This is a genomic window from Streptomyces sp. AM 4-1-1 (genome assembly GCF_029167625.1).
Taxonomy (GTDB): Bacteria; Actinomycetota; Actinomycetes; order Streptomycetales; family Streptomycetaceae; genus Streptomyces.
Window position 1 is genome coordinate 946,767 of record NZ_CP119145.1, and the last position, 20,287, is coordinate 967,053.

At 69.0% G+C, this 20,287-nt stretch carries 8 protein-coding genes; all 8 read right to left on the reverse strand.

Annotated elements, in window-relative coordinates; all coding sequences use genetic code 11:
• Positions 1-2 precede the first annotated feature (2 nt).
• Positions 3-6,839, reverse strand: coding sequence for a polymorphic toxin-type HINT domain-containing protein (locus PZB75_RS03860; protein WP_275533870.1), 6,837 nt, complete (start codon positions 6,837-6,839; stop codon positions 3-5).
• Positions 6,840-6,964: 125 nt separating this feature from the next.
• Positions 6,965-11,248, reverse strand: a complete 4,284-nt coding sequence (locus tag PZB75_RS03865; RefSeq protein WP_275533871.1) for a LamG-like jellyroll fold domain-containing protein — start codon at positions 11,246-11,248, stop codon at positions 6,965-6,967.
• Between the two features lie 367 nt (positions 11,249-11,615).
• Positions 11,616-12,155 carry an NUDIX domain-containing protein gene (locus PZB75_RS03870; protein ID WP_275533872.1) on the reverse strand — a complete coding sequence of 180 codons (540 nt, stop codon included), beginning with the start codon at positions 12,153-12,155 and terminating at the stop codon, positions 11,616-11,618.
• A 152-nt stretch (positions 12,156-12,307) separates the two neighbouring features.
• On the reverse strand, positions 12,308-13,648 hold the full coding sequence (locus tag PZB75_RS03875) for a transcriptional regulator (protein WP_275533873.1): 1,341 nt from the start codon (positions 13,646-13,648) through the stop codon (positions 12,308-12,310).
• Positions 13,649-14,064: 416 nt separating this feature from the next.
• Positions 14,065-16,581, reverse strand: coding sequence for a phenylalanine--tRNA ligase subunit beta (gene pheT / locus PZB75_RS03880; protein ID WP_275533874.1), 2,517 nt, complete (start codon positions 16,579-16,581; stop codon positions 14,065-14,067).
• Positions 16,581-17,720: a phenylalanine--tRNA ligase subunit alpha gene (gene pheS, locus PZB75_RS03885; protein WP_275533875.1), complete on the reverse strand. Its 1,140-nt coding sequence runs from the start codon at positions 17,718-17,720 to the stop codon at positions 16,581-16,583. The genes pheT and pheS overlap by 1 nt, the downstream gene beginning before the upstream one ends.
• A gap of 116 nt (positions 17,721-17,836) precedes the next feature.
• Positions 17,837-19,051: an ATP-binding protein gene (locus PZB75_RS03890; protein ID WP_275533876.1), complete on the reverse strand. Its 1,215-nt coding sequence runs from the start codon at positions 19,049-19,051 to the stop codon at positions 17,837-17,839.
• Between the two features lie 390 nt (positions 19,052-19,441).
• Positions 19,442-20,281 (reverse strand): RNA methyltransferase, encoded by an 840-nt coding sequence (locus PZB75_RS03895; RefSeq protein ID WP_275533877.1) that lies wholly within the window; start codon positions 20,279-20,281, stop codon positions 19,442-19,444.
• Positions 20,282-20,287 lie beyond the last annotated feature (6 nt).

Consider the following 20,287-nt stretch of genomic DNA (forward strand, 5'->3'; position numbering starts at 1 on the left):
CATTAGTCCTCACCCAGCCTGATCTTGATGTCGGCCTTCTTAGACCCCGGATTGTAGTAGTCAGCCGTCCACCCCTTGTGGCTGTTCGCCTTCCCTCGAAGGAAATACCTTGCCCCATCCTTCTCGTACATGAGGTTCGGGCCCTTTTCGGTGCGGCTCCACCCATTGGCCTCAAGATTCTTTCCGAAGTCCACGGGGCCCACGTCTGTCGATTTGTTCAGCATGCGGGCGCCGGGACTCGTGATGTCCTCGTATTTCGATGCGGTCGGGCAGTTACTGTTGTGAACGAGGACCGGTGTCTGACCAGCGAGTACATAGTACGTGTGGATGCGGTCGACCGTGAGGTCGTTGGTCCGCTGCTGCTTCTTGAAATGACGGATACCGACGACTTCAACAGCACCCTTGCCCGGGCTACGGAGCTGGGTTCCCGGCTCGATTTCGCCTGCGTCGATCCACTTGTGTGTGTCGATGGACCAGAACGGATGAGTGTCTGTGGCGATGATGCTTTCGCGGCCGTCACCGGTCTCGACGGTGAGCTGAGTGAAGTCCTTGTCATCCTTTGTGATGATCTTGGCCGTGACTTCTTCGGACGCTGTCTCACCGGTCAGCGGATCGGTTGCGAGAACCTCGTCGCCCTCATCGACGTCTTCGATGTTCTTGGTGGTGCCATCGGCGAGCAGCACCTTGGTTCCCGGCAGGAAGCTGTGCTTCCTGCATATGCTGGCGACGTCTTCTATGTCTTCAGCAACCTCTTCTCCCCGCTTGACCCCCTTGAGCAGCTTGAGCGGCTTGCTGACCTTGAGGAGGGGAAGGTCGGTGGCAGCCCATCCGCACTGCCCCAACGACCCACTGAAGCACCCGGCCCACGCATCTACGTCCGGGAGGATCAACGCTCCGACAACGGGACCGATGTATCGGCTGTAGAAGTTGTCCGGAACCTTGTTCTCCTTGACGCGGAGATCAATTCCGTCTTTTGCGGTCAACCCCTTTGCCTTGGCGCGGCCGGACCAGGAAACGGTAACGGCAGCAGCGCTCTTCGAACTCGTGGCGAAATGAGTGACGTGCCGGTAGCTCCAGCCTCCGTAGTAATCGAGGAAGTACCCGCTCCCCGCCGTCCTGGCGTTGTACAGACCGTCTCCGAATGTCTCCCGTTGGTCGTTGTACGAGGCCCCGCCCACCGGGCCGTCCGGGCGCAGTCCGGTCGGGTCGGACAGCGTGGCGGGATTGTTGTTGCCGTAGGTGTAGCCGTTCATCTGCTGTGGGTCGCTCAGGTCGAGAAGCGGGTCGACAGAGACGAATCGGCCAATGCCCGCGTCGTACTCGCGGGCGCCGAGATGAGTGAGTCCGGTGACCTTGGTGTCGTCGGTGCCACCGACAAAACCCTTGGTGCTCGGCCAGGAGGCCGGTGCCTGTCCGCGTACGGCTCCGAAAGGCAGCGTGCGACGCTGGGTGAGAGCGAGGTTGCCGGCCGCGACTGCGAGTTCGCCGGTGCCGTGGTGGTCAGCGATGGTGAAGGCGAAGGCGCCGTCGTCGTCGCGGATGGCTGTTTGGCCGCCACCGAGCTCGAAGAGGCGAGTGGCCTTGGCCTTTGTCGCCCCGGTGGGGACGGTGACCTCGGTGTGGCCGAGGTAGAGCGTGGTCCCGGTGCTGGTGCGGCCGATCAGGCGATTGCCGTCGGCGTCGTAGAGGTAGGTGGTGGTGCTGCCGTTCTCGGTGACCGTGGCGAGATGTCCCTCGGCGTCCCAGGTCAGTTGCTGTCCCGGCCGCGCGGTGGTGTTGCCGCTCGGGTCGTACGCGTACCCGTCCGTCCTGGTTCCGGACGGGCCCGCCGTGGCCAAGGACGTGAGGCTGTGCGGCTGGGCCGACCCCGGCGCCGGGTACGTGTAGGTCCGCTTGGTGTCCTGTGCGGCGTTGCCTACGGTGTTGTGCTGCGTTTCGGTGGTGCGGTTGCCGGCCTTGTCATAGGTGAAGGTCTGCCAGTACGGGGCGGGGCCACCGATCTTGTCGGCTGCGGGCGCCGTCGCGCAGGTGGTGGTGGGCTGGGTCCACGCCTCGACGAGGCGGCCGAGGTAGTCGTGGGTGAAGCACTGGTTGTCGGTACCGGTCCGGGACACGTCCGCCATCGAAAGGACGGCGCCGGCCTCGTCGTACGCGTAAGTGACGTGGCGGTCGACCCCGGGCTGGTCCTCACGGTCCACCCGCGATGTCGCGAGCCGCTGGGTTCCCCACTCGTAGGTGTTCGTGACCTGCGTCTTCTTTCCGCCGGTGGTCAACCCCATCGAGTACTGCAAGGGCTTGCCGGTCAGGCTGTAGGCGGTGCTGGACGTCATGCCCTCGCCGTAGACCGCGACCGGGCGGAGCGTCTCGTCCTCGTACGTGTAGTTGGACGAACCACCCGGCAGCGAGCCGGCCGCGGAGTAGCTCACCGCTCCGGTCAGGCCGGAGGGCAGATAAGCGGTGCCGGTCTGGTAAGTGCCCTGCAGCTTGCCCTCGGCCGCCGGAATGACGACGGCGGTCTTGGTCGGCCGGTAGAGCCGGTCGTAGGCGGTGACCTTCGAGACGTACGCCTGCCCGCCGGCATAGCGGGTGGATTGTGCGAGCCGGCCCTTCGCTCCGGTGACCGTGTCGTACACCGTCTGGGTGCGCAGAGCTCCGGTGGCCGAGCCCTCACGTATTTCGGTCTGGCGGCCGAGATCGTCGTAAACGTAGGCGAGACCGGGGACGTCCGTACGCGATCCGCTCACGAAGGTGAGCTGTCCGCGGTCGTCGTACGTGCTGGTGGTATTGCCCTTGTCCGGGTCCTTGGCCCTCGTCTGGCGGCCGAGCTGGTCGTAGACGTAGCTCCAGTTGTTGCCCGCGGGGTCGGTCACCTTCTCCAGTTCGCCTCGCGGCGTGTACTGATAGGTGGTCGTGTCATAGGGTGCGTCGGCCGCGCGGGTGTGGTGCTGACGCAGTTCGGTGGTGTTGCCTCGTGCGTCGGTGAGCGTGGTGGTCGTGGTGCCGCCGACGGGAGGGATGACGGTCGTGCGGTCACCGCCGTACAGGGTCGTGGTGGTGTTGAGCAGCGTCCCGCCGTCGCCGTTGCCCGCGATCTGCCGTGTTTCGACGGCACGGTTCAGACCGTCGAACGTGGTGCGGGTCTGTGTCTCGACGGACAGGGCATCAGCGGGTTTGAAGATCTCGGTGTTCGGCTTGCCCGTCGTGTAATAGGGCGCGAACGTCTTCGCCGTCAGGCCGCGTTCGTCGTAGAAGACATCGGTGACGACAGTGCCGTTGTCCGGACCGGGAGTCTGGGTCTGCCTGTCGCGCAGGAATCCGTCGTACAAGGCGTACGAGGTGATCTGGCCACCACTGTTGTTCAGCGTCTTGGTGGCGATGGCGACCGCCTTGTTCTCCGCGACCGTGTAGACGAACTCCTGACTCGGAGTCTGGGTGTTCCGCCGGTCAGCGAGCCATACCTTCGTGGAACGGCCGAGCGCGTCGTACGCGACTTCGGTGACATTGCTGTTGGTGTCGGTCTGCTTCACCGCCAGTCCGCGCAGAGGGTCCAGCGTGGTGACGGAGGTCTGTGCCGAACCGGCGTCCGCGGCCCTTGCCCGCGGCGTGGTCAGCGTGATCTGCGTGACCTGACCGGTGGCCGGGGTGTAGGCCGTCGTGGTGGTGCGGCCGTCACTCCGGGCCGTACGCACGGGTGCGCCGCTGCCGGTGACGGTGACATCGGCGACCAGGTCGGTCGTTGTCAACTGGCGGCCGTACGCGTCATAGGTGGCAGCCGACTCAAGGTACGTGGCCTTGGTGCCGTCGTGGCTCTTCAGAGTCGCGACAGCCGTGGCGTCCCCCTTGACGGGAGCCGTGCCCGGAGCGCCGCCGTCATAGCCGGTACGTATGTCGGAGAGGACGTCCTTCGACCGGTCGGCCGTCGCCTCGCACGGCTTGGTGACGGTTTCCACCCGTGAGGGGAGCCTGAGGAGGTTGGTGGCGGTCACCTCCGGATAGGTCGTTCGCGTGCACCGGTCGTCCGCCTCGGTGGCGTCGTCGCCGAAGTCGTCGACCTGGACGACCCGGCCGGCGATCGTGTCCTGTTTCGTCGCCGTCGAAGTGGTGCGCCACTTGACGCCCGCACCGCCGTCGAGCGAGACCCAGTCCTTGGAGGCGGAGGTACCGATGAAGTTCGCGGTCACCGTCCCCCAGTCACGCACCTTCTTCGCCGTCTCGTGATACCAGGGCCTGCTGACCGACTTGCTCAGTACCTTGCCGCCCGGCTTGTCGAACATGACGGTCCTGTAGCCGAAGCCGGCCGTGGTCTCGTGATCCGTGATCGCCGCGCCCTCACCGGCCTCAAGCGCCACCGCAACGGATTTGGTCCCCCCGGAGGTGTTCTTGCGGTCGCCGTCCATGCCCCGCAGGAAATACGAGTCCTGCTGCGTCCTCATGGCGGAATCCCCGCCCTGGCCGCCGGTCCGAACCCTGACCTGGCCGTACCCCCGCCACTGCGACCAGGTCTTCTGCTTCTCCTTGGTCAGACCGTCGTCATCGTCGTAATGCCAGGCGGCACCCCCCAGGTAGTCGTACCGAGTGACCTGGTCGGGAGAGCCACCCGTGCGGTCGGTCGCGGTGACCGAGGTGGTCACGTACTTGTTGAACCAGTGCCGCTGCGCCGGGTCGGTGTCGCTGCCCCCGATGTACTGGGGGAAACAGCGGGTGGTGTTCGTCTCCGGTGTGGGCAGGGCGTCCCAGTCGCAGGCCGGGGCGGAGTAATTGGCATCGATCTGGCCACCTGACTCGTCGGCGACCGTGGACAGACGTGCCTTGACGAACGGGGCGAAGCCGTCGCCCGTCCTGTCGAGGCGGTTCTCCAACTGCGTGTAGGCGAAGGTGGTCTTCGGCAGAGTGATCGCCGGGATTGCCGAGTGTCCGGTGTGCTGCACGCTGTCGAGCAGCAACTGGTAGTCGGTATCCGCCATGCCCCAACGGTGGTCGAGCTTCCAGGAATCGACCTCGGCGTAGGTGCCGTCCGCCTTGAGAACCTGCGTGGTGACGTCCGTGAGTCTCTTACGTGTCCAGAACGAGGGCGACAGGCGCCCGTTGTCACACTTGGTACCGGCCTTGCAGTTCAGATCCCAAGGAGTGTCGTACCAGTAGAACGCCTTGTCGTCGATCGTGTCCGCGGCACATGAGACGCCGGTCTGGGACAGACAGCGTTCGGCGTTGCCGAAGACGACCTGGGCCTGCGGCTTGGCCGCGTACATGTCCGAGGACTTCAGGCCGTAGTCGACGCGCTTGAGGTAGCCGCCACGGGTGTACGGGGTGTCGTCCTCGGCCTTCAGGTTGCGACCGTAGGAGTTGGCTTCCTTGGTGTAGTTGTAGCTGATCGCGTTGCCGTGAACATCGACGACGTAGTCGAGGTTCCACCGCCACGCCTGCTGGCACCAGGAGTCGGCGAACGTCGCCGCGTGGCACTTCTCTGCGCTGTTGTTGCCGTAGACCGGCAGCGTCCAGGTGGAGTCCGTGGTCTCCTTCCCCGCGCTCCAGCCGGGCAGTCGGTTGTACCCGAAGAAGTACTGGGTGCCGTCCGGTGAAGTGAGGCGCCAGTACTCACCGTCGTTGTCGCCGTTGCCCCGGTCGGTGGAAGCCAGGTGCTTGATTCTGGTGCCGTCGTCGTGCTTCAGCTTGAACTCGTCGTTGCCCGCCGGGATCAGTTCCCCACCGGCGCCGTTGAACGAAATGACCGCGTTGTCGTAGGCCCAGCACATGTCACCCGGCTTGTTGCCGTCGGCGTTCTTCTGGCCGTCGTCCGCGCAGGGCTTGTAGCTGCGCTCGATGAATCCCGGCCACAGGTTGAAACCGTCGCCGACCCAGGATCCTTGGTTGTTCGTGCCACCGGTACGGCCGTCGATGGACGCCGAGGAGTAGGAGAGGCCCACAGCGGGCTTCAGCCCGCCCGGGACCTCAGGTGTCGGCATGTCGTACGACCACGTGAAGTCGCCCGTGTTGAGGTTGGTGCTCCACGTCGAGGACGCGGCGAGGGACGTGGCCTTGTACGTGCCCTTGTCACCCTCTGCCGATGTCGTCGCCGCCAGGACTGTCGGCGTACCCGCCCGCAGGTTCAGTGACGTGGCGGTCAGCGTCTGTCGAGCGGTGTCGTTGGTCGTGGTGACGGGCGTGCCTGAACGGCAGTCCTCTTTGTCGGGCGTGGTCAGCGCGCAGGGCGGGAGTGCGACCAGCCGCATACGTGAGGCGTACGAACCACCGAACGCCCTTGCGAACGCGGAATAGTCGACGGTGGCCGCCACATGTGTCGATGTGGGCGCGGCGGACCGTTCGGCGCGTGCGGCGGTGGCGTCAAGGACGGACAGCGTGAACAGCACGCCCTTGATCCCCGCACGGTCGGTGTGCTCACGGTCCAGTACGCGGGTCTCGACACGGGTCGCCGTGTCCCCGCCCGACGCAGACGTGGCCGCTTCGCGCTTTCCACCCGTCGGCGCCGGAGCGAGACCGATCGGCGTTCCCTTGGCCGGAGTGAAGCCGTCGGCGTTCTTCGTCCCGGTCCCACGCGCCCCGGAGATGTCCACCGTCGCGGTGAAGGGTGCGGGGAGTTCCTTCTCGGGAGGCACCGGAGGAATCTTGGGCCCCTTGGGCAGAGTGCGTGGTCTGACCGTACTCTCGTGGCTGCCCGTCACGGGCTTCTCGGAGTTCGGCAGACCGGGAAGATTGTTCTCCGCCACCGCCGAGGGTGCTGCTGCCGCCTGGAGCAGAGTGGCGACCATCACTGTGGAGAGGGCCAGCGACGCCCTGCGGAGCAGTCTGATTCCGGGTGAGGTCGTGGATATGGGTTTCATGTCTGGTGTGTCCGTCACTGCCGGGTGCCGCGCCCACCAGGAAGTGGGCGCGGCACGGGACCGTCAAGGGTGAGGAGGCCGGTGGAACGGTGCGTCCGGCCCGGGCTGACGCGCGGTGTCGCGCGTCAGCTGCCGTTGGGTACTTCGGTCGGAATGTCGAACCATGCCCCGGCCAGTTCGCTGACCTGGTTGTCGTTCAACGCGCCCTGGAATGCCCATACGTCGTCCACCGAGCCGGCGAAGTACTCTCCGGGGCTGTCGCTCTGCGCCCGCCCTATGTCGAGGGCCTTGGTGGCTTTGAAGGTCAGCACGTCGTCCGCCCAGGCGACGTACTCCTGGCACGCGGCATCGGCGTCGCCGTCACAGACGGCCTCCTGGAGCACACCGTTGACGTAGAGACGAGCCTGCTTGGCGAACCCGTCGTACACCACGGAGAGGTGGTTCCAGTCCCGCACGTCGTAGAACTCGCTGTTGTTCAGCTGTTTCACCGTGGCGTTCGCCGCGTCCTTGTCCGAGAGCGTCAACTCCCAGCGGCCAAGGCCCTCGACATTGTCCGGATCGGGTTGGAAACGGACCTCGAAGGCGCTTCGAGCCGTGCCCTCCCCGCTGAGGACCGCCATGCCGTGATCAGGTGCGGCGGCCGCTTGCGCCCAGGCGGTCATCGTGAAGCTGCCGCTGGTGTCGACCGGCATCGTGGTGGCGGCGTAGGCGTCGACCCCGTTGAGCTGCAGGCCACTGTTGTCGATCATGCCTGCGCCGAGCTGAGCATTCCCGTACAGGCTCACCGGCCTCTTCTCCGCCGAGGAGTCCGGTGTGGTGACGGGAGTGGTGGCACCGGCTTCCTCGAAGTTCCAGCGGCCCTTGACCAGCGGACGTTGCTGGAACATCTGCTGCACCTCACCGTCCGCGACCACACGGTCGAAGAAACGGACGTCATCGATCTGGCCGGGGAAGTGCTGGATGATGTTGTTGCCGTCGATGGTCAAGGCGCCTATCTGGACGCGTCCGCTCGCGTACCAGGGGTTGGCCTGAGCAACACTGGCCGCCTTCGTTCCGTTGACGTACAGCGTCAATGTGTCGGCTGTCGGATCGTGGACGCCGACCAGGTGCACCCATTCGCCGGGCCGGGCGGAAGATCCCTCGGGTTGCACGGCGCGGATCTGCGTGGCATTCGGTACGTCGGCCGAGTACTGGGTGAAGCCCCATCGGTTGTACGTCTTTGAGTAGTACAGCTCGAAACCGGGCCGATTGGCACCCAGTTGCGCGACGACGGTGGCCGCCTGAGCGGGTATCCGGTCCAGCTTGGCCCACGCCGAGACGGTGAAGGGCCGTTCGGTGTCGACGTGTGGAGCGGTGGTGTGGGCGTAGTCGCCGTCCCCGTCGAGGCTCAGGGCTCCGCCCGCGACCCCGGGGGCACCCAGCTTCGCGTCTCCGACCAGAGCCAGCGGCTGAGTGTCGGCGTGACCGGTCACCTCGGTCGCCCCCGCCTCCTCGTCCAGCGGGAACACCGACCGAGTGGTGCGGCCGTTGCCGATCGATTCGAGGCGGAAGAGCCTGCCGACCTCGGTCGCCGAGACCGGCTTGTCGAACATGCGGAGTTCATCGATGGTGCCGGGGAAGAAGTTCTTCACCGTGCCGAGAAGGTTGGCGGCGCCGATCTGGAGGCCACGACGCGCGTTCCACGCCGTGGTGTACGGAGTGCGTCCGACCAACTGCCCATCGACATAGAGCAGCAGTTCCCTGTCCCCGCCGGAGTAGACGCCCACGAGATGGGTCCACTTCCCGGCAGTCACTCCTCCGGCGGACGGAGCCATGGCCCGCGCGATGGAGGCGCCGGCGGTGTCGGAGGTGTACTGGTTGAAGACCCAGCGGTCGTAGCCGCTGGAGTAGTACATCTCGAAGCCCGGCGAATAGTTGCCCGGCTGTGTCGCGATCACCGCTGCCCGGTCGGGCACCTGGTCGAGCTTCACCCATACCGAGAGGCTGAAGCCATTGGCGGTGTTGATGGTCGGGATGTCCGTCGCCGCGTACCCGGACGTGCCGTCAAGCCCCAGCGCGGTCCCCGTTCTGCCCGGTACTCCCAGCGTGGTGCCGCCGTGGAGCTTGGCCGTGCGGGCTCCGGAGCTTCCGGCGGACCGGGAGGCGTCGGCCGACTCGTCCAGCTGCCACATCGCTCGCTCGGGCTGTCCCGCCTTCACCCTGAACTGGTAGGTGCGCGTCTCCGAGCCGTTGCCGGCCGCGTCGAAGGCCTGTGCCGTGATGTAGTTCAGCCCTGGTTTCGCGGGCAGCACCTTTGCGAGCTGCGCGGCGCCCGCAGACGTGGTCAGCACATTCTTCGAGGACGGGTCCCCGTTGACTCCGTACCAGTACTTCGTCACATCGCTGTTCGCCGCCTTGAGCTGGAACGCCCCGTACTGTCCGACCCCGTCGAACCACGGGTCGTCCGGATTCTCCGGGTCGGAGGCGGGGTAGTCCCCGGACGAGATGGCCGGTGCCTGTGGAACCGCGGTGTCGTAGGTGAAGTAGCAGGCGCTCGAACCAAGGGCGCTCGACCACGGCGAGTACTGGGCCCCGTCGTACGACCGCACGTACCAGCTGATCCGCTTGTTCTTCGGCACGGACGTGGGCAGGCTGATCGAGAAGCCGGAGCCGGATTTCTTGAGCGGTGTCAGAGCCGGGCTCCACCGGGCGATGTTGCCCTTGCCGTCGCCGGTGTCCCAGGCTGCCTGGAACTGCACAGCGATGTTGTCGCCGTCCGGGTCGGTCACACCATTCGCGTAGATCTTGCCGAGCGTGCGCACCTGAGGGGCGCTGTCCGACTTCTTGCACGTACCGCCGTATTCCATCGACAGCTGCGACATCTTCACCTGCTGCGGGGGCCGGTTGTACTTCACCCGCAGATACGCCTTGTCCGAGAAGCGTTTCCAGGCGTACTGGTCCGTCTCGCTGTCGGCACGCAGACCGAACGTCATGGTGGCCCATTTCCCGTTCGCGGCCTCCTGTACGGCAGCCTTCACATCGAACTCGGCGTCCTTCGCGGCGCACCCGGTGTACCCGTAGGCGAAAGACTGCGACTTCAGCTGCTTGATCCAGAACCCCGACGCGTTCTGCGTGTTCCACGTGGTCGTGGACGAGATGTCCTTCGTCCGCCACAGCTCCACACTGCGGGCGGAGCACGAGGCCGACCACGTGTTACGCACCACGAATTCCGCCGACAGGATCGACTTGCCCGCGAACTTCGAGGTGGGCAGCCGGTAGAGGAGCCGCTTGGTGTCGTTGGGCTGGCAGTAGCTCCAGTTGCAGTAGCCCATACCTGCGGTGGACTCGCCGTTGAACTTCCACTGCGGTGACGAGGCCCAGTACTTCGACGCCATGGTCCACGCGGAGGCCCGGGGTGAATACCACTGCGGATCGATGAACACCGGATAGGTGGTGTCCTCCCCGCGCAGGACCTCGGCGTCCGGAGTCAATACGATTTCCTTGCCTCCGGTCGGCACCTCGACACCCACCGGCGCCAGCTTGCCGGACTCGGTCGCGGCAGGCTCCTCGCCGGACCCCGTACCCGTTGCGGCAGTCCGGGCAGCGGCTCCAGGGGTCGCGGGCTCCGAAGCCGGCACGGTTTCCGGACCGCTGCTGGAATCCCACATCATGGGGGTGGGCGCCTCGAACACCATTCCGCGGGCCCCCTTGTCGACCGCCTGGAGACCGCCCCCACCGGTCCGGTGGACGTCCATGCCCGCAGCGGCCACCTTGAGCCGCAGTTCGGAGAGGCCCTTGTTCGCGGCGGCTTCGGCGGACTTGACCACCAGCAGCTGAGTGAAGCCGTCCTCCTGCGCCTGCATGCGCAGGTCCACATCCGGAAGAACGTCATGGTAGGTAGCTGTGGCACCGTCCACATCCGGCACCGGCAGCCTGGCGGGCCAGGACAGGGCCAGCTCACGGCCGGCCTTGGTCATCCGTACCAGCGGTGCGTTGCCGCCCCCGGAGAATTTCAGCCCCACCGCAGTCGCCTTCGGGACCACGGCGCCGTCGTCCGACTTCACCAACTCGGTCTCGATCAACTTCCATTGACCGCCCACTCGGGTGCGGACCGGCCTCAGGTACTCGCGTGCCTCCAGATTTCCGTCGGGGGTCGCGTAGACGTCGCTGCTCTCACTACGCATGGACGTCACTTCGACGGGCCTGCCGACGCGCTTGGACTCGGCGAGAGCGGCTTCGGCGCTCGCCTTACCGGAAGATGAGCCGTCATCCTCCTGCTGGGCGACTGCCGGACGGTGCGGAGAAGCCGCCACGGCGGCCTCCACCGGCGCCAGAGCCGCTACCACCGTCAGACCCAACACACCGGCCAAGACACCGACACGGCCACGTGAACGTCCACGCCCCCACATAACCCACCCCAACAAGATCATCTTGTGAAGATCCTTCGAAGAAAGGAATCAAGCGACGACTCTACGTAGGGGAAACATCACGCGACCAGAGGAATGAGTCGGGCATGTGAGAGGAAACGGGCCGTCAAAATTGTGTCCATGAACACAGTTGTTCGGATAAAGATGACGATCCTGTAACTCTTCCGGATGGTGGTCGGCGCCATCGGCGAGTTGCTCCGGAATTCTCATGGCGGGCTTCCGTTCCGTCGACCGCCGGTTTCCGCTCGGTCACTGATCCACCCGTCGGCTCCGCCATCGGCCGTGTGCGGGCCCGGCCGATCGCCCCGGCCGGGCCCGCACACGGCCGGCCCGTGAGCCGTGGCGTCCGGTCACGGCTCACTCACCGCGCTCAGTACCCCTTACCCAGGCGCACATGATGGAGCATCAGCAACCCCGCCGCCATGTTGGCCGCCGGGACCTCGCCCCGGGCGATCATGTCGGGCACCAGCTTGAGCGGCACCCACTCACGGCGTGAGGACTCGAAGTCGTCCTGGGGGTGACCGATGTGGACGGCCTCGTCGCACCAGTACAAGTGGTGGCGCGCGTCGGTCAGGCCGTTCGCCGGTTCCACGGTGAGCAGCGGGCGCAGTGGTCCCGGTCGCCAGCCGGTCTCCTCCTCCATCTCACGGGCCGCCGCCGCCTCGATGTCCTCGCCGTCCTCGACGATGCCCGCCGCGAGTTCCCAGCCCCAGCTGTCCGTGATGAACCGGTGCCGCCACAGCAGCAGGACCTCGTCGGCCTCGTTGACGGCGGTGGCCGCCGCGACCGGGCGGAGCCGGATCACGTAGTGGTCGAGGTGTCGGCCGTCGGGGAGAGCGACGTCCGCCAGGTTGACCCGGAACCATCGGTTCTCGTACACCGTGTGCTCGTTCAGATTCGTCCACCGCACAGTTCTGCCACCTTTCGATCAGTAGGTGGCAGACATCGCAGCAGGGCGCGTGCGGTGGCGTAACGCGCGCACGAGGGGCGCGGAAGCGCTCGCGGCGGCTCACTCCCGCTCGCGCGGCGGCTCATACCCCGCTCGCCGCGGCTCAGCACGGCTCAGAGCGGTACCCGCAGCGCCTCCCCTATCAGCTCGGCGGCCCGTCCCGCCTCCGCGCAACCGCTCGCCGCCAGATCGCCCCGGACGGCGCGCAGCCGGTCCCGCAGCCGTCGCGACTCCATGCCCCTGGCCCGTTCGGCCATCTCCACGGCGGTCATCGCCGCCCGGTCCGCCTCGCCCCGGCGCAGCTCCACATGGGTGAGCATCGCCAGGCGGTGCACCCGGCCCCGGTCGTGCGCCGGGCTGCGCACGGCGGCCGTGGCGTGCTCCCGGGCCGCGCCGAGGTCACCGAGGCCCAACAGGGCTTCCGCCACCTGCACATCGACCAGACCTGGCTGCACATACCCGGTCTCGTCCGGTTCCTGGCCCGGCCTGATCCGCTCGGCCTGCGATTCGGCGCGGCGGACGCAGGCCAGTGCGGCGGCGCCGTCCCCGAGGTGCGCGTACGCCTTCGCCTGCATCGCGTGGAGATCGGCGGCCAGCGCGGGCGTGATGTGCCGTCCCGCGGCCCGCAGCGCGGTCTCCGCGAAGGCCACGGACTGCCGGTGATCGCCTAGGAACAGCAGTTGGTTGACCAGCAGCGCGATCACATAGCCGCCCAGTCCCCTGTCCCCGCTGGCCTTCGCCAGACGCAGCGCCTGGTGGAAGTAGCGCTGGGCGAGGCCGTGGGCGTCGGAGTCGTACGCGCAGATGCCCGCGACGGCCACCAGGCCGCCCGCCGCCCGGTGGAGCCGACGCCCCACGGAGTCGCTGCAGCCGCCGCGCAGCAGGGGCGCGACCTCGCTGTTGAGGAAGCCGACGACCCGTGGGCGGGTCGTGATGCCCCCGGTCCTGCGGTACATCTGCTCGTAGTGGGCACGGGCCGCGCGCAGTGTCTCGATGTCCGCCGCGCCGACCCTGGTGGGACCGGTGCGGGACACGTCGGCGTCCTCGGGCGGGTTCTCCCACTCCCAGACGGGCATCACGGCTGTCGTCCCGGTGACGGCCGGCGCGGTGGCCAGGTCGGGGCGGTGCCGGTCGTCGGAGTGCCACAGGGCGGCGGCCCGCTCGACGAACGCGGGGAGGGTGGGGCCCTGCGGGGTGGCGCCGGAGCCGGACGTTCCCATGCCGATGTCGTCGAGGGAGACCGTCCTGCGCAGCCGTTCCCCGAGTACGTCGCAGATCAGGTCGGGCACCCGGCCGCGCGGGCGCTGGCCCTTCAGCCAGCGGGCCACGGCGGTGTGCTCGTAACGGAGGAGCAGTCCTCTGGAGCGTCCCGCCCGGTTGACGTGTGCGGCGAGGCCCGCCCGGGAGACACCCGCCTCGTCGATCAGTGACTCCAGCAGGACGTTGGGTTCCATTGCCCCTCCGGTGACTCGCAGCGGTGCGACTCGTCCCAGTGCAGCACGATTCACACGGGGTGTGAACGCAATGCCCGAACCTTCCCTTCGCGCACTCTGCCGACGGGCGGGTGCGACAAGTTGACTGAGCCATCTCGCAAGACGGCGGACGGGTCGCCGACTCCCCCTCGTACAGTTGGGCGACCCGCGCCGCGCCCGTCCGCTCCGCCGACCTGCCCGACACACTCCGCGGCGGAGCGGGCGACGCCGGACCGCACATCCCACTGCCCAGCGACAGGAGGGTGGCCGCGGGACCGGCCGGACCCGGACTCCTCCCCGGGCCGGCCCCCCGCGTGCGGTTCCCGCCGGGACGGCGAGTACGCGGGAGGGGCGTATCCGGTGGCCGGATACGCCCCTCCTCGGTGTCCGCGCGGACGTCAGGCCCCGCGCAGTACCGCCCCTGTCCGGTCGGCGGCCAGGGCGACCGCCGCGTCACGGGCGGCGGACGCCTCGTCGACGGTCAGTGTGCGGTCGGCGGCGCGGAACCGCAGCGCGTACGCCAGGGACTTCTTGCCCGCGCCGATCTGGTCACCGGTGAAGACGTCGAACAGCCGCAGCGATTCGAGGAGGTCACCCGCGCCCGCGCGCAGTGCCAGCTCCACGTCCGCGGCGGGCACGTCCCGCTCGACGATCAGGGCGACGTCCTGCGTGGCGACCGGGAAGGTGGAGATCCGCGGTGCGCGCACGGGCCCGGTACCGGCCCGCTCCAGGAGGTCGAGGTCGATCTCCATGGCGCTGGTGCGCTCGGGCAGGTGGAGTTCCTTGACGGCGCGCGGGTGCAGTTCGCCCGCGTGCCCGACCAGTGTCTCCTCGCCGTCCACGGTGGCGTACAGCGCGGCGCAGCGGCCGGGGTGCCAGGGCGCGTGTCGGCCGGCCCGGACGGTCAGCTCGGCGCCCGCCTCGCGGGCGAGCGAGCGGGCCGCCTCGATGGAGTCCGCCCAGCCGGCCGGGCGGCCCTTGCCCCACCAGCCGGCCTGTTCGCGGGCGCCCGCGAGGACGACCGCGGCGTGGCGCGGCTGACGCGGCAGCGCGGCGTCGAGTGCGGCGATCTGCTCGTCGCCGGGGCGGTGGTCGACGGGCAGCCGCACGGCGGGGTGCTCGTCACCGGTCGGCCTGAAGACCAGCCCGGTCTCGAAGAGCGCGAGGTCGTGACTGCCACGGCCGTCGTTGCGCCGCAGTGCGCCGAGCAGTCCGGGCAGCAGCGTGGTGCGCAGCGCCGGTTCCTCGTCGGAGATCGGGTTGGTCAGCTTCACCGTGCGGCGACGGGCGTCGTCGGCGTCCAGGCCGAGCTGGTCGAGGACGGTGTCGCCGATGAACGGGTAGCTCAGCGCCTCGACGTAGCCGGCGCCCGCGAGCGCCCGGCCGGCCCTGCGGTGCAGCCGCTGCCGCTCGGTGAGTCCCCGGCCGGAGGGCGGTGTGGGCAGGGTGGACGGAAGGTTCTCGTACCCTTCGAGCCGGATGACCTCCTCGGCGAGGTCGTTCGGCTCGCCGAGGTCGGGGCGCCAGGACGGCACGGTGACGATGAGTTCGTCCTGCCCGTAGACGTCGCAGCCGACCTGCTGGAGGCGGCGGACGACGGTCTCACGGCCGTAGGTGACACCCGCGACGCGGTCGGGGTGGTCGGCCCTCATGGCGATGGTGCGGGGAGCGGACGGGGCGGAGACCTCGGTGACGCCGGCCTCGGCGGTGCCGCCCGCGAGCAGCACCAGCAGGTCGACGGTGCGCTGCGCGGCAGCGGCGGCGGCCTGCGGGTCGACGCCGCGTTCGAAGCGCTTGGACGCCTCGGACGACAGCTTGTGGCGGCGCGCGGTGCGGGCGATCGAGATCGCGTCGAAGTGCGCGGCCTCGACGACGACCTCGGTGGTGCCGTTCGAGGGGTCCTCGTCGGCGTCGGCGATCTCGGTGTCGGCGCCGCCCAGGACGCCCGCGAGGCCGATCGGGCCGCGTTCGTCGGTGATGACCAGGTCCTCGGCGTCGAGCACCCGTACGGTTCCGTCGAGGGTGGTCAGCTTCTCGCCCTGCTGGGCGCGGCGGACGCCGATCGTGCCGTCGACGCGGGTGCGGTCGTAGGCGTGCAGGGGCTGGCCGAGCTCCAGCATCACGTAGTTGGTGATGTCGACGGCGAGCGAGATGGGCCGCATCCCGGCCTTCTGGAGCCTGCGCCGCATCCAGATCGGGGAGCGGGTCTCGGGGCGCAGGCCGACGACCGTGCGGGCGGTGAACCGGCCGCAGCCGATCGGGTCCGCGATCTTCACCGGGTAGCCGTAGGCGTTGGGCGCGGGCACGTCGAGGAGGGCCGGGTCGCGCAGTGGCAGGCCGTACGCGATGGCGGCCTCGCGGGCGACGCCGCGCATCGACAGGCAGTAGCCCCGGTCCGGGGTGACGGCGATGTCGAGGACCTCGTCGACGAGCTGGAGCAGTTCGATCGCGTCGGTCCCGGCCTCGTGCTCGGGCGGCAGCACGATGATGCCGTGCGTGCCGTCGTCGCCCATGCCGAGTTCGTCGGCGGAGCAGATCATGCCGTGCGAGGTCCGGCCGTACGTCTTGCGCGCGGCGATCGCGAAGTCGCCGGGCAGGACGGCGCCGGGGAGCACCACGACGACCTTGTCGCCGACCGAGAAGTTACGGGCTCCGCAGACGATCTCCTGCGGTTCGCCGGTGCCGTTGGCGGCGCCGACGTCCACCGTGCAGAAGCGGATGGGCTTCTTGAAGCCCTCCAGCTCCTCGATGGTCAGCACCTGTCCGACGACCAGCGGGCCCTTGAGACCGGCGCCGACCCGCTCGACGGTCTCGACCTCAAGGCCCACGGCGATGAGCTTGGCCTGCACGTCACGGCCGGTCTCGGTGACCGGCAGGTCGACGTACTCCCGCAGCCAGGAAAGCGGGACGCGCATCAGATCTCCATCCCGAACGGCCGGGTGAACCGGACGTCACCCTCGACCATGTCTCGCATGTCTTCGACGTTGTGGCGGAACATCAGCATCCGTTCGATGCCGAAGCCGAAGGCGAATCCGCTGTACCTGTCGGGGTCGACACCGCAGGCGGTCAGCACCTTGGGGTTGACCATGCCGCAGCCGCCGAGCTCGATCCAGCCCTCGCTGCCGCAGGTGCGGCAGGGGCGGTCGGGGTTGCCGACGGACGCGCCCCGGCAGACGTAACAGACCATGTCCATCTCGGCGGACGGCTCGGTGAACGGGAAGAAGTTCGGCCGCAGCCGGGTCTTCATGTCCGCGCCGAACAGCGCCCGGACCATGTGGTCGAGGGTGCCCTTGAGGTCGGCCATGGTGAGGCCCTCGTCGACGGCGAGCAGTTCGATCTGGTGGAAGACCGGGGTGTGCGTCGCGTCGAGCTCGTCGGTGCGGTAGACCCGGCCGGGGCAGACCACGTAGACGGGCGGCTCGCGGTCGAGCAGGGCGCGGGCCTGGACGGGCGAGGTGTGCGTACGCAGGACGACACCGGACTCGTCACCCGTGGTGGCCTTGCCGTCGGGGGTGGTGCCCTGGACGAAGAAGGTGTCCTGCATCTGCCGGGCCGGGTGGTCGGGCACGAAGTTCAGGGCGTCGAAGTTGAACCACTCCGCCTCGGCCTCGGGACCCTCGGCGACCTCGTACCCCATCGCGACGAAGACGTCCGCGACGCGCTCCATGAAGGTCGTCAGGGGGTGGCGGGCTCCGGCCGGGACGCGGTCGTAGGGAAGGGTGACGTCCACCGCCTCCTCGACCAGGACGCGGGCGTCCCGTTCGGCCTCCAGCTCCGTCTGGCGGGCGGCGAGCGCCCTGCCGACGGCGGCACGGGCCTGGCCCACGCGCTTGCCCGCCTCGGCCTTGGCCTGGGGGGGCAGTGCCCCGATCTCCCGGTTGGCGAGGGACAGCGGCGAGGTGCCACCGGTGTGCGCGGTCTTCGCCTGGGCGAGCGCGTCGAGGTCACCGGCGGCGGCGAAGGCGGCGAACGCCTCGTCCCGGATGCGCTCGATCTCTTCCGGTTTCAGTGCCTCGACCTCGACTGGGTCGTACGACTTGTTCGGTGCCGACATCTCTTCCCGTGCTTCCGATTGGCTGGTGGCGCGGCCCCGCTCGACGACTGGAGGACGCAAAGGTGCCAAAGGTCGAGTCTAAAGGTCGCTGGGACGCTGCGGAGCCCGTGGGCGGCTCAGGCCAGATAGGCCGGCGCACCGACGGGCAGGACGAATCGGAACTCCGCGCCGCCGCCGGGGCCGCGGCCGACGGTGATGGTGCCGCCGTGGGCCTCGACGATGCCCTTGACGATGTAGAGGCCCAGGCCGGTGCCGCCGCGCTTGCTGCCCCGCCAGAAGCGGGTGAAGACGCGGCTCATCGACTCCTCGGGGATGCCGGGGCCCTCGTCGCTCACGGTGACGGCCGTCCCTTCCTCGTCGCTCCTGCCCGGTACGGGGGCGGGTGCGATCTCAATGGTGACGGTTCCCTCGCCGTGCCGCACCGCGTTTTCCAGGAGGTTGCCGAGGATCTGGTCGACCTTGTCGGGGTCGGCCCACAGATCGGGCAGCGGCTGCCGGATGCGGACGAGGAAGCGGTCGGGCGCCTGGCCGTTCGCGGTGAGGGCCTGGATGTGGCGCTCGACGGCGGCGGACACGTCCACGGGCTGGCGGCGCAGCTCCAGCCGCCCGGTGTCGATCCGGGAGATGTCGAGGAGTTCGGCGATGAGCCGGGTGACGCGGTTGGCGTCGGCGTGGACCGTCTCCAGCATCAATCGCTTCTGGGGGTCGGTGAAGCGTTCCCATTTGGCGAGCAGGGTCGCCGTGAAGCCCTTGACCGAGGTCAGCGGGGAGCGCAGCTCGTGGGCGACGGTCGCGATGAGTTCGGCGTGGCTGCGTTCGGTGCGGCGGCGGGCCTCGGTGCCGCGCAGCGAGACCACCACCCGGCGGACCGGGCCGGTCGGGGACTCGCGTACGTACCGGGCGGAGACCAGGACCTCGCGGCCCCCGGGGAGCAGCAGGTTCCGCTCGGGCTGGCCGACCCGGGTGGCGAGACCGCCGTACGGATCGGTCAGTGTCCACCAGCGGCGGCCCTTGAGGTCCTCCAGCGGCAGGGCGTGTTCCAGGGTGCTGCCGATCGCGGCGGCTCCGGGGACGGCGGTGATCCGCGTGGCGGCGGAGTTGAAGCAGACGATCCGGCCGGTCTCGTCGGCGACGACGAGACCGTCGGGCAGATCGTCGGGGTCGATGTCCGGTGCGCCGCCGATACCGCCGCCGATGCCGCCGGCCGCGCCCGGCCCCTGTGACGGCCGGGGCGCCGGGCGGATGTCACCGTCCGGGCCCGCCGGTCCTGTGGTCCCGTCGCGCACGACGGCCGTGCGTGTCTCTCGCGGCCTGCTCATGCCGACAGCCATCTCCCCGTACCCCACCTCTCGAACCGGTGCAGTGGGCCCCCGAGTTCGTCACCCTACTAGCCGTCGGTGACGGAACGACACCCTGTGGGGGCGCACTGCGATGACGCGCTGGTCGGCGGGGTACGGCGATGGCCGGGATCGTTCGGTGGCGGCCCCGTCGTGCCCGGCGGCGAGGGCGCCCGGGAGGAGCGCGGAGGGCCAGGATGGCCGGTGGTGGCGGTACGTTCCCCGGCGGACCCGGCGGCATCGGCAGGACCGGGGCGAAGGCGACGGGGAGTTTTCGCCCGAGGGCGCGACGGCAGGTCGAGCCGTTCCCCGAGGGGATCGGCGGACGTCGTGGTTCTGGCCGAAAACGGCCGTTCGGCAAGCCGGGCGGAGGCGTTGGGCGGATCAGGTGGTGCGCCGGGGGCGCTGGGCCCGCGCGGAGGCGTAGAGGCAGACGGCGGCGGCGGTGGCGAGGTTCAGGCTCTCCGCCCTGCCGTGGATCGGCACCCTGACGACGGCGTCGGCCAGCGCCCGGGTCTCCTCCGGCAGTCCCCACGCCTCGTTGCCGAAGATCCACGCGGTGGGGCCGCCCATGGTGCCCGCGTCCAGCTCGTCGTCGAGGTCGTCGTGGCCCGCGCCGTCGGCGGCGAGGATACGGACTCCGGCGTCCCGCAGTCCCCGTACCGCCTCTTCGACCGGTACGCCGACGGCGACCGGCAGATGGAAGAGCGAACCGACGGACGCGCGGACCGACTTGGGGTTGTACAGATCCACGGAGGCGTCGGTGAGGACGACCGCGTCGGCGCCCGCCGCGTCGGCGCAGCGCAGCACGGTGCCGGCGTTCCCGGGGTCGCGGACGTGGGCCAGGACCGCGACGAGGGTGGGTCCGGCCGCGAGGACGCGCTCGAACGGCGAGTCCAGGAAGCGGCAGACACCGATCAGGCCCTGCGGGGTGACCGTCTGCGACACGTCCGCGAGCACGTCACCGTCCGCGAGGTGCACCCGGGCGCCCGCGGCGTGGGCGGCGGCGACGATGTCGGCGTACCGCTCGGCGGCCTCGACGGTGGCGAAGAGCTCGGTCAGCGTCGATTCCCCGTCGTCGCCCCGGTGTACGGCGGCCTCACGCACGGCCTGCGGCCCCTCGGCGATGAACCGGCGCTCCTTGCCGCGGAAGTTGCGCCTGGCCAGCCGTCGGGCGGCGGCGACGCGCGGTGATCGCGGGGAGATCAGTTCGGGGGTGCCCATGGTCGG